We start from the raw sequence: 11,940 nt of genomic DNA on the forward strand, positions 1-11,940 counted from the left end.
TAATAAAAAAGCCCGATATCAAATCGGGCTTTTTAAACTTCTAAGTACTCAATTAGAAGTTTGACTCTTCTCGTTCTGGGTTGACTTCTTGTGTTGATGCATCAATCTTTAAGATTAAGCTAATCATCGCAGCACACATCATTAAAGACGTACCACCATAACTAATGAATGGCAAAGTCAAACCTTTCGTCGGCATTAAGCCCATATTCATGCCCGCATTTACCAAAATCTGGAGCAAGAAAATAATACTAATACCGTAAGCTAGATAGCCTGCACGAAGGTAATGATGTTTCAAAGCACGGTGACCAATTTTGATACAACATGCCAGCATCAAGAAAGACAAGCCAATAACAATAGAAATACCCACGAAACCAAACTCTTCCCCTAGCACTGCCAACATAAAGTCAGTATGCGCTTCAGGTAAATAAGATAGTTTTTGTACACTATGCCCTAAGCCTGTACCAAACCACTCACCACGGCCAAAAGCCATTAACGCATTTGATAACTGGTAGCCCACACCTAATGGATCTGCCCATGGGTCAGTAAACGAAATCAAACGTTGGAAACGGTAGGGTTCAAATAAGATCAAAAACACGATACCTGTGACAATCGCACCCAACATAATTAAGAACTGAGTTGGCGGTGCACCAGCTAAAAAGAACACCCCAACCATCATCATGACAATAACGACGGTTGCTCCCAAGTCAGGCTCAGCAATAATTAAACCGACCGTAATGGCCATAACACCACTTAAACGCAATAAGCCTTTCCAATGAGTACGAACCTCTTTGGCACGGCGTACCACATAGTCTGCGGTAAAGATTGCCATCATGACCTTAGCAACCTCAGTTGGCTGCAAGGTAAAACCACCGATTTTAATCCAGCGCGTAGAACCGTTGACCTCTGAACCTACTACCAAAGCAGCAAGCAGCAAAAGCATGGTTAACAACCATAAAGGAAAGGTATTTTTAAACCATGTATTGAGTGATATTCGATAGGTCAAATAAGCCACTACACCCGCAGCGACAATCGAAATACCATGACGAATCACATAGTGAAACGGGTTTTCATGCATATATTCAGCATAGGGCATCGAAGCAGATGCAACCATCACTGAACCGATACACAATAATGCAACGACACAGAAAATCAGGACATTACGTGGCGTCACTTCCGCTGGCCATTTAGGCAATATCCGTTCATACCAATGATTGATTTTCTGGATTGTGGTCTGAGCTAAGCCTGCCATACTACATTCCTAATCATGTTTTCTTTAAACCAACGAATTGACGCAGGCAACAAACTGCTGACCACGGTCATTATAACTTTTAAACATATCAAAACTTGCACATGCTGGTGATAACAACACCACATCTTCGGCCTGTGTTTCACGTTGAGACAGCTCTACAGCTTCTTTAAGCGTTGCTGCATGTAAAATTTTGGTTGCACCTTGAATGGCTTGTTCAATCACCGGAGCATCCTCACCAATCAATACCACAACTTTGGCATATTTTTCGATAGAAGAACGTAATGGGCCAAAATCCTGACCTTTACCTTGCCCACCTAAAATCAAGGCAACCTTACCTTTTTTAACCTCAATTGCAGCGCCTAAACCATCAATCGCTGCAAGCGTAGCGCCAACATTAGTGCCTTTAGAATCATTGTAATAACGTACATCATGCACAGTCTTTACATATTCACAGCGATGCTCTAAGCCTTTAAATTGTTTTAAAGTTTCAAGCATAGATTCCATAGGCAGGCCTATTGCCTCTCCTAATGCGAGACAAGCTAAAGCATTTGCTACGTTATGCATGCCTTGAATATATAAATCTGAGCTTTTAATTAAACGCTGTAAACCACGCGCAAGCCAAAGCGTGCCATCGCCATCTCTTAAAACACCATATTGATTTAAATCTGGTGCATTTAAACCAAAGCTTTGCATTGGTGTGGTATCTGGAACAAGAGGACGACTTAAAGCGTCATCACGGTTAAATACTACTTTTTTAACGCCTTGGAAAATACGGTGTTTTGCTTGATGGTAACCCAACATATTGCCGTGACGATCTAAGTGGTCTTCACTCATATTGAGAACCACAGCAACTTCAGCATTTAAGTGAGACGTGGTTTCTAGCTGAAAACTTGATAGCTCAAGTACAATTAATTCAGGTTGATCTTTTAATAAATCTAGAGCTGGGCGTCCAAGATTGCCACCCACGGCAACTTTCTTACCCGCATCTTTAGCCATTAAGCCAATTAAAGTCGTTACTGTACTTTTAGCATTAGAGCCAGTGATCGCCACAATAGGCACATCGGTTGCACGGCGTAATAATTGAATATCACCTACCACAGAAACACCTTTAGCAATAGCTGACTGAATTTCCGGTAATTGCGGTGCAAGGCCTGGGCTTAAAATAATTTCTTCTGCTTGTAATAATAATTCTTGGTCAAGTTGACCAAAACTGGTTTTAACGCCAGCTGGGATCTGATCATGCCCTGGTGGCGTGGGACGAGAGTCTGTTACTGCAACTTGGTAGCCTTGTTCATGCAGGAAATTTACAGCAGAAACGCCTGATATTCCCAAGCCTGCTACAACTTTTAACCCACCACGTTGTATTAACATTTTTGCCCCACAATTTATCAATCGACAGAATGGCAAAAATGTTAGCACTTTGCTGTTTTGAATGCTTTTTCAGTTTGAACTTTATTCATCTTTTTTTGTGTCAGTGCGTAAAAAAGCCATCAATATGATGGCTTTTTAAACGAAACAAGAAATACTAAATTTATTGCCATTTAATCGGCTTAATTTCTTGAACTGTATTGGTAGGTTTATCTTCGCTTGAACACCCACAACCGCCAGCACAACCAAAGGCCATTTTCGGTTTAAGCCATTTTGCCAAGGTTACCCAACCTTGCTTTTCGCAAAATGCAGAGAGTGAAGAAAAGACTGAATTTGCTGTTTTTGGAAATACTTTCTTAAAAACAACTACAGCACTCCAAATCACTAAAACCGCAATAATCAGATATTGAACCATATACAACCTCCTTTATTGCTTTAGCCCCAGTAGTGGGAAGCAATTTGATAGGTAACAAACGATGCAAAATAAGCTAAACCAAACAGATATGCAGTCATAGCTGCAACATGTTTCCATGAACCTGTTTCGCGACGTACCGTTGCCAGTGTTGCCAAACAATGTGGAGCATAAATGAACCACACTAAAAGTGATAAACCTGTTGCCAAAGACCAACCTGTTCCATCCGCACTAATCAGATGTGACAAACCTTGTGCCACAGCATCATCATCTGTTGCAGACAAGGCATAAACTGTACCTAATGCCGCGACAACCACTTCACGAGCAGCCATAGCTGGAATTAAGGCGATACAGATTTGCCAATTAAAACCAACTGGAGCAAATAAAGGTTGGATAAGATGTCCGAGCATACCTGCAAAACTATAATCTATGGCAGGTAATGTCGCCCCTTCTGGTGGCTGCGGGAAAGTACACAAGAACCAGAGCAAAATAGAGAGCGCAAAAATGATTCCACCGACGCGTTTCAAGAAGATCTTTGCACGATCCAATAAACCGATTCCCACACTTTTTAAATCAGGGAAACGATAACTTGGTAGCTCTAGCAGTAAAGCATGCTGCGACTTATCTTTTTGCAAAAACTTCATTAAAAATGAAACGCAAAGCGCACTCACAATACCAGCCATATACAGACCAAAAAGCACTAAACCTTGTAGGTTAAAAATACCCCAGACCATTTTCTCTGGAATGAAGGCAGCAATCAGCAAGGCATAGACGGGTAAACGTGCCGAACAAGTCATTAAAGGCGCAACCATAATGGTCGTAAAACGATCACGAGGGTCACTAATACTACGCGTTGCCATAATTCCCGGTACTGCACAAGCAAAGCTCGAAAGTAAAGGAATAAAGGCACGGCCACTTAAACCAGCTTGGAACATTAATTTATCAAGCAAGAATGCTGCACGCGGTAAATAGCCTGATTCTTCGAGTACTAAAATAAAGAAGAACAAGATCAAAATTTGTGGCAAGAACACAACTACGCCACCCGCGCCTGCAATAATTCCGTCAACAACCAAACTATGCAGTAGTGGTTGGGTAATCACAGTTCCCACTACCTCACCAAGCCAGCCGAAGAAGCCTTCAATACCATCCATGAATGGAGCTGCCCATGCAAACACTGCTTGGAACACAATAAACATCATGATGGCAAGGCTAAGTAGGCCTAAAACCGGATGTAAGAAAATTCGATCTAGAAAATCAGTACGCTTATCTCCCTGATCAACATAATGAACTACATCTTTAAAAATCATATCGATTTTTTGATGATGAGTTCCAGTTAAACCACTCAGTTCGGTTTGTGGCACACTGTATTTTTCTTGATCAAGGGCATGTAATAAATTTTCAATACCCGCATTACGGACGGCAACTGTTTCAACAACTGGTACACCCAAACGTTGAGACAACTTTTGAGTATTAATTTGGATGCCACGACGACGCGCTTCATCCATCATATTCAGTACAAGTAAAATCGGACGACCCAACTCAATCATTTCGAGTACTAGTCCTAAATGCAATTTTAAGTTAGTGGCATCAACCACACATAAAAAGGCATCTTGCTGCCCTTCTTCTGCAATCTTACCCAAACAAACGTCACGGGTAATCACTTCATCAGGACTGGTGGCATTAAGGCTATATGTACCCGGCAAATCAAGTACACGCACTGCTCGGCCTGAAGGCAACTGAAAATGACCAACCTTACGCTCGACCGTTACACCAGCATAGTTTGCAACTTTTTGTCGAGTTCCCGTTAAATGGTTAAAAAGAGAGGTTTTACCACAGTTAGGGTTTCCCACAAGGGCAATACGTAACGCATCACTCATGCGGGTACTCCTTCTTCTACTTGAATTTCAATTTTTTCCGCTTCTGCTTTACGTAAAGCGAAACGAGTAAAGCCAATTTGGATTAAGATCGGATCACCACCAAAAATACCTTTGGTAATCACTTCCACTCGTGTGCCCGGTACAAAGCCCAGACTTTCCAAACGAATTGCGACCAAATCTTGCTGCTCGGACTCTAGTTCTATCCGATTCACTTTGGTGATGGTCGCCGCTTGCTTCACTTTTAAAGCTGATAAACGCACCGCATCCGATCCTAAACCTTTTTTAATAGTATACATATAAATGAGAATAATTACCAAATAAGGTTAAATTTCACTTCTTATCTAGTTTAATCGACAAACCTTAAAGTTTCTTTTACAGTACAGAGGTTTAGAGGATCTAGTGTATGTTGAATAAAAAACCGCGTATTCCAAGCCCTGTTCAAATTCCTGAACATTTAAGCTTTTTACAAGGTTTTCGTGACTATCTCGTTGCTCAGACGGTAAGTCCACATACACGTAATGCTTATTTATCTGACCTTATTCAATGTAGTGAACTACATAAAAAATCAGCTCTTCCAGAGTGGACAAGTGATGATATCGCTGATGTTTTGATTGAGTTAACTAAAGCGGGAAAAAGCCCACGCTCGATTGCCCGCTGCTTATCTGCCCTACGCCAGTTTTACAAATTTTTACGTGAACAGAAATTACGAAGCGATAATCCTGTAGCAACTCATCATTCTCCAAAAATTGGCAGAGCCTTACCCAAAGATTTATCAGAAGAAGATGTCGAAGCACTGATTCAGGCTCCTGATATTGATACAGCACTGGGTTTACGTGATCGGGCAATGTTTGAAGTCCTTTATGCATGTGGTTTACGTGTTTCAGAACTACTGAACTTGCGCCTAGAACTTATTAACTTAAAACAAGGCTATTTAAGAATTACGGGTAAAGGTAATAAAGAGCGTTTGGTCCCGCTAGGGCAATTTGCTTGTGAATGGGTAGAACGCTACTTGCAGGATGCTCGGCCTCAACTCTATAAAAGCTCTACTGACTATCTCTTTTTAACTCAACACGGCGGAATTATGAGCCGTCAGAACTTCTGGTATGCCATTAAGCGTTACGCCTTACAAGCCGATATTCAAGCTGAACTCTCACCTCACACCTTACGTCACGCCTTTGCAACACACCTGCTCAATCACGGCGCCGATTTACGCGTAGTACAAATGTTATTGGGCCATAGTGACTTATCAACTACTCAAATTTACACGCATGTAGCCCAAGTAAGAATGCAACAATTGCATGAAAAACATCATCCTAGAGGTTAAAAAATTTAAAACTTATTATTTGAAATACATCCAACAATCAATTGATTTCGTTCACAAAGGTTAAGAAAGTTTTAACAATACACACTAGTTTTTTTGTTATGCTTAGCAGCTTCTGACTATAAATACTGATGAAATAAGGGTTATCTATGTCTTTTACCCGATCTCAACTGTTTCTTGCCTGTGCTTTGGCTTCTAGCCTGTTATTCAGTGCTTGTTCTAAAGAAAACAAACCACAAAAAGAAGATGCGCTCACTGCGACCGCACCTGCTACTGGGGAAGCTTCAACCATCATTGAACGCAATGCGAAACAGCGTTTAATTGAAACTTTGCAAAAACAATTTAAGAATGCAAACATCAACGCCAAAATTTTAGATATCAAGCCTACTGAAGTTCCTAACTTATATTGGGTAAATCTCGAAGGAATGACGTCGATTTATACAACCAGTGATGGCAAATACCTGATTCAAGGTGATGTCATTCGTTTAGGCGGTAAAGAACTGCATAATATTGGCGATAGCCTCCAAGCATCGGAAAATAAAAAGCACCTTGCAGCTTTAAAAAATGAAGATTTGATCGTCTACCCTGCAAAAGGTAAAGCGAAACATGTGATTTATGTGTTTACCGATGCAAGTTGCCCTTATTGCCATAAGCTACATGAGCATTTACCTGAAATTAATGAAAAAGGTATTGAGGTACGCTATATCGCTTGGCCACGCGGTGAACAATTTATGCCGACCATGGAAGCTGTATGGTGTAGTGCAGATCGTAAAGCTGCCTTTAACCAAGCAGTACAAGGCATTAATATTCCACCAGCTCAATGTAAAAACCCTGTCCGTGAACAATATCAACTTGGCTTAAACATGGGTGTAAATGGAACACCAGCTATTTACAATGTTGATGGCGAGTACTTAGGTGGATACCTAACACCAGATGAATTAATTAAACGTCTGGATAAATAACACCCTTTAAGCTGATGAATGATTAATCATCTATCTCTTTTAAAAAGCGCTGCTCTGATTGCAGCGCTTTGTTTTTTCAATAATTAATATTTAAACAACCTCTGTTTAAAGACTGATCTACTCTTCTTTTCCAAACATCGCACTCTAATTCATTGAACAAGCACTAAAAGCGCTAGAGTCTGGCGTTTTTTTTAGCTATGATCTAGCTTCAACTAAATGATTAAATGATGAATGGAGTGTGACGTGAAACCAGTTCGCCTGGCAATACTCGGTCTAGGAACCGTAGGTGGAGGAGCCCTTAAACTACTACAAGAAAATGCCGCTGAAATTAAACGTCGCACCGGTCGAGAAATTCAAATTACCCACGTTGGAACACGCCGCCCTCGTCCAGATCTTGAATTGGAAGGGATTAAACAAAGCGCCGATTTACTTGACATCGTTCGTCAACCAGACGTTGATGTAGTTGTAGAAGTTATGGGTGGGATCCACCCTGCTTACGAAGTTATCATGGAAGCGATCAAACACGGCAAACAAGTCGTGACTGCAAACAAAGCGTTACTCGCTGAACATGGCAATGAATTATTTAAAGCAGCAGAAGACAATGCTGTGCAAATTGCTTATGAAGCAGCAGTTGCTGGCGGTATTCCAATTATTAAAGTGATCCGTGAAGGTCTTGCTGCAAACCATATCGAATGGTTGGCAGGTATTATTAATGGTACAGGTAACTTTATTCTGACTGAAATGCGTGAGAAAGGTCGTGCATTTGATGATGTATTAAAAGAAGCTCAAGAACTCGGTTATGCAGAAGCAGACCCAACTTTTGACGTTGAAGGTATTGATGCTGCGCACAAACTTACCATTTTAGCGTCTTGTGCGTTTGGTATTCCTCTTCAGTTTGATAAGGTTTATACCGAAGGTATCAGCAAAATCACTGCACAAGATGTGAAATATGCAGAAGATCTTGGTTTCCGCATTAAACATCTCGGTATTGCACGTCGTGCTGAAAAAGGTATTGAGTTACGTGTTCACCCAACACTTATTCCAGATGAACAGCTTATTGCGAATGTAAACGGCGTTAAAAATGCTGTTTTAGTTCAGGCAAATGCCGTAGGTCCAACACTCTATTACGGCGCGGGTGCAGGCGCAGGTCCAACAGCTTCTGCGGTTGTTGCCGACGTTATTGATATTGTTCGTGACATCTCTTATACCGAAGACGGCGCAGGAACAATTCCTCAGTTGGCTTTTGAAGCATTAACCAATGTGCCAATTTTAAGCCGCGAAGAAATGACCACAGGTTATTACATCCGCTTAAATGCAGAAGACCAAACTGGCGTACTTGCAGATGTTACTACCATCTTAAGTCGCGCTGGAATCAGTATTGATGCAATCATGCAACAATCTCGTTTAAAAGACCTTATTCCAATCGTGATTCTGACCGATCCAATCGTTGAATCAAAAATGGATGATGCTCTTGCACAAATTCAAGCATTACCTGCAATTCGTGGCGAAATCGTAAGAATTCGTTTAGAATCGCTCGATAGTTAATCAGGTTGAGGGAAAGATTCCCTCTCCCGCTTCACCTCTAATTGGAACACCATCATGTCTAATGCCAATCGTTATACTGGTCTTGTAGATCGTTATCGTGACCGTTTGCCAGTTTCGGCAACTACTCGTGCTATCTCTTTGGGTGAAGGCAACACCCCACTCATTAAACTTGAGAATATTCCACGTATTATTGGCAAAGATGTTGAAATTTATGTGAAATACGAGGGTTTAAACCCAACTGGTTCATTTAAAGACCGTGGTATGACCATGGCTGTAACCAAAGCGGTTGAAGAAGGCTCTAAAGCGATTATCTGTGCATCTACTGGTAACACTTCTGCTGCTGCTGCTGCCTATGCTGCACGTGCAGGTATCAAAGCATTTGTTTTGATTCCAGAAGGCAAAATTGCGATGGGTAAAATGGCACAAGCGATGATGTATGGTGCGATCACGATGCAAATTCGTGGTAACTTCGATGATGGTATGCGTCTTGTAAAAGAAGTTGCTGATCAAGCGCCTGTAACGATTGTAAACTCAATCAACCCTTACCGCTTGCAAGGTCAAAAGACTATTGCTTATGAAATCGTTGAAGCTTTAGGCCGTGCACCTGATTACCACTGCTTACCTGTAGGTAACGCAGGTAACATCACCGCTCACTGGATGGGTTATACCGAAGCTGTAGCAAACCAGCCTGCTGATCAGTTTGAACAAGTGATTTATGATGCTGCGACTGATCAATTCACTGGTCCAAAACCAGAAGGTTTACCAACAATGGTAGGTTACCAAGCTTCTGGCGCAGCTCCATTCTTACGTGGCGCTCCAGTTGAAAGCCCTGAAACTGTTGCAACTGCAATCCGTATTGGTAATCCACAAAGCTGGAACCATGCAAAAGCTGTAGTACGTGACTCTAAAGGCTGGTTTGATGAACTTCAAGACAGCGAAATTTTAGAAGCTCAACGCTTACTTTCTATATATGAAGGCGTATTTGTTGAGCCAGCTTCTGCTGCTTCTATCGGCGGTGCGATCCGTGATATTAAAGCGGGTAAAATTGCTGAAGGTTCTGTAATTGTATGTACAGTAACGGGTAATGGCTTGAAAGATCCTGACACTGCAATCAAACAATGTGCTGATGCAGTGATGTTGTCAATTGATGCAACAATGGACCAAGTAAAAGATTCGATTTTATCTAATATGTAAGATCTGATTTTTCAAAAAACGGCTGTATTAAACAGCCGTTTTTTTATGTCTTTTTTTATAGCCATAAAAAAACGCTTCTTGATAGAAGCGTTTTTTAGAATATTGAACTTAAATACGTTTTGGTAAATTACTTAACCAACCCAATAAGTTAGTTGCATCATTATTACGTGCCTGTGTACTTGGTTCACCCAGTAATACAATGACTGCTGGACGTGAATTTACAGTCGTGTGCATTACAACACAGCGACCTGCTTCATTAATATATCCAGTTTTAGACAAGTTAATATTCCAACCACCATTGCGCACTAGAGCATTGGTATTGTTAGATTTCAACACGCGATAACCCAAGTTAAAGTCATAAGTTGGTGTAGTTGAGAATTGACGAATCAAGCCATATTGAGAAGCTGTACTTACCAAAATACCTAAATCACGTGCCGAAGATACATTTTGCGGATGTAAGCCCGTAGATTCAATATAATGGGTAGCCGTCATACCTAAAGCACGTGCTTTAGCGTTCATCGCTGCTACGAAAGCAGGACGACCACCTGGATAAGTACGTGCTAGAGCCGCCGCTGCAGGGTTTTCTGACTTCATTAGAGCGAACAGGAGAACTTCTGCACGGTTCATTTTGTCGCCAACACGGAGTGTTGAACTTGAGTTTTTACCACCTGCGCCAGCAAAATCAATTTGCTCAAGTGTAATTTCTTCAGACATATTCAAACGTGCATCTGCTGTTACAACTGCTGTCATCAGCTTAGTAATAGAAGCAATCGGCACAGAAGCGTTTGTATTTTTACTGTAAAGCACTTCACCAGTTTGCGCATCCATCACTAACGCAGCTCGAGCACTTACACTCGGCTGGGCATTGTAACCGGTCGTATCACGGATTGGAGCAACCTTTGGTACAGATGCTACAATTTTTGGTGCACTACTACCACGTAATGTGGTAGTTACAGACGTTGAACCTTGCGGAGTAGGTTCGTCATCATCATCATTTAAAAATTGGCTAGCGTCAGCTGAAGACCAATTTAAGCTTGCAGTACCGCTATTCCCTGAGGACGGGTTATTGACGAGTTCTGCAAAGCTTGTTGAACTCAAACTAAGCAAAATAGACATGCTTAGCACATGCATTAAAGACTTTTTAGAATTTTTCACGGCACAATACTCGACTCAGGGTGATACACATTTGCGCTTACTATCATTATGCCTTACATTTGAGGGATAAGGTATAACGCTTTTACCGACACAATTGTGCACAACTATTCGCTCACTATATGAGAATAGGATTGCTAATTTTGTCATTCCATTGCAAGCTAATTTTGCTTTATGTAACAAAAAACTTGTTTTTTGAAAGAAAGGAGGTCTTCTTGATTACAGTTTTAGTTGTGGATGACCATGAACTTGTACGTACAGGTATCTGCCGTATGTTAGAAGATCATGCCGATGTAGAGGTCATTGGACAAGCCGAATCGGGTGAAGAAGCAATTGCTATTGTTCGTCAGAAACATCCTCAAGTTGTGCTACTTGATGTCAATATGCCTGGCATCGGAGGCGTAGAAACAACCCGCCGTTTACTACAAACCGCACCAGATACAAAAGTGATTGCAGTCAGTGGTTTAGCAGAAGAACCTTACCCATCTCTTTTACTTAAAGCCGGAGCTAAAGGTTACATTACCAAAGGTGCCCCAATTACAGAAATGGTTCGCGCAATTAATAAAGTGATGCAAGGTGGCAAATATTTCAGCGCCGATATTGCCGAGCAATTAGCGAGCTCATATTTATCCGATACACAACAATCGCCCTTTGACTCACTATCTGAACGAGAAATGCAAGTTGCAATGATGGTTGTAAATTGTATTAGCGCTCAAGAAATTGCAGACAAACTTTTTGTAAGTGTCAAAACAGTGAATACTTACCGCTACCGTATTTTTGAAAAGCTAGCCATTGATAGTGATGTTAAACTAACTCATCTCGCGATTCGCTATGGTCTGATCAAGCCTTAATCAGACTTA

At 41.2% G+C, this 11,940-nt stretch carries 11 protein-coding genes; 5 read left to right on the forward strand and 6 right to left on the reverse strand.

Annotation, left to right across the window (positions count from 1 at the left end):
- Positions 1–52: 52 nt before the first annotated feature.
- The 5 genes from ftsW to feoA all read right to left on the reverse strand — a co-directional run bounded on the left by ftsW (position 53) and on the right by feoA (position 5,166).
- Positions 53–1,249 (reverse strand): putative lipid II flippase FtsW, encoded by a 1,197-nt coding sequence (ftsW, locus tag MKX14_RS17110; RefSeq protein WP_108008910.1) that lies wholly within the window; start codon positions 1,247–1,249, stop codon positions 53–55.
- Between the two features lie 24 nt (positions 1,250–1,273).
- A complete protein-coding gene (gene murD, locus MKX14_RS17115; RefSeq protein ID WP_032012542.1) occupies positions 1,274–2,620 on the reverse strand; it encodes a UDP-N-acetylmuramoyl-L-alanine--D-glutamate ligase in 1,347 nt (448 codons plus the stop codon).
- A gap of 160 nt (positions 2,621–2,780) precedes the next feature.
- Complete coding sequence (locus MKX14_RS17120; protein ID WP_032005839.1) at positions 2,781–3,032, reverse strand: DUF6587 family protein; 252 nt, start codon at positions 3,030–3,032, stop codon at positions 2,781–2,783.
- Between the two features lie 20 nt (positions 3,033–3,052).
- Positions 3,053–4,906, reverse strand: a complete 1,854-nt coding sequence (feoB, locus tag MKX14_RS17125; RefSeq protein ID WP_005079453.1) for a ferrous iron transporter B — start codon at positions 4,904–4,906, stop codon at positions 3,053–3,055.
- Positions 4,903–5,166, reverse strand: a complete 264-nt coding sequence (gene feoA / locus MKX14_RS17130) for a FeoA family protein (protein ID WP_002121198.1) — start codon at positions 5,164–5,166, stop codon at positions 4,903–4,905. Before feoA ends, feoB begins: the two co-directional genes overlap by 4 nt.
- 143 nt (positions 5,167–5,309) lie before the next feature.
- Here feoA and xerD point away from each other — a divergent pair, with 143 nt between their 5' ends.
- The 4 genes from xerD (at position 5,310) to thrC (ending at position 9,928) form a co-directional block, all read left to right on the forward strand.
- A complete protein-coding gene (gene xerD / locus MKX14_RS17135; RefSeq protein WP_240283067.1) occupies positions 5,310–6,230 on the forward strand; it encodes a site-specific tyrosine recombinase XerD in 921 nt (306 codons plus the stop codon).
- A gap of 146 nt (positions 6,231–6,376) precedes the next feature.
- Entirely contained in the window at positions 6,377–7,189 is an 813-nt protein-coding gene (gene dsbC / locus MKX14_RS17140) for a DsbC family protein (RefSeq protein ID WP_017385869.1), read from the forward strand.
- Positions 7,190–7,432: 243 nt separating this feature from the next.
- Entirely contained in the window at positions 7,433–8,734 is a 1,302-nt protein-coding gene (gene hom, locus MKX14_RS17145) for a homoserine dehydrogenase (RefSeq protein ID WP_002121263.1), read from the forward strand.
- Positions 8,735–8,788: 54 nt separating this feature from the next.
- Complete coding sequence (gene thrC, locus MKX14_RS17150) at positions 8,789–9,928, forward strand: threonine synthase (RefSeq protein ID WP_240283068.1); 1,140 nt, start codon at positions 8,789–8,791, stop codon at positions 9,926–9,928.
- Between the two features lie 108 nt (positions 9,929–10,036).
- Here the strand turns inward: thrC and pbpG are convergent, their stop codons facing one another.
- Positions 10,037–11,083: a D-alanyl-D-alanine endopeptidase PBP7/8 gene (pbpG, locus tag MKX14_RS17155; RefSeq protein ID WP_126645288.1), complete on the reverse strand. Its 1,047-nt coding sequence runs from the start codon at positions 11,081–11,083 to the stop codon at positions 10,037–10,039.
- Positions 11,084–11,295: 212 nt separating this feature from the next.
- Between pbpG and gacA the strand changes: the two genes are divergently transcribed.
- Positions 11,296–11,931 (forward strand): response regulator transcription factor GacA, encoded by a 636-nt coding sequence (gacA, locus tag MKX14_RS17160; RefSeq protein ID WP_002121174.1) that lies wholly within the window; start codon positions 11,296–11,298, stop codon positions 11,929–11,931.
- Positions 11,932–11,940 lie beyond the last annotated feature (9 nt).

Origin of the sequence: Acinetobacter pittii, from assembly GCF_022449185.1 — a bacterium.
Lineage (GTDB): Bacteria > Pseudomonadota > Gammaproteobacteria > Pseudomonadales > Moraxellaceae > Acinetobacter > Acinetobacter pittii_I.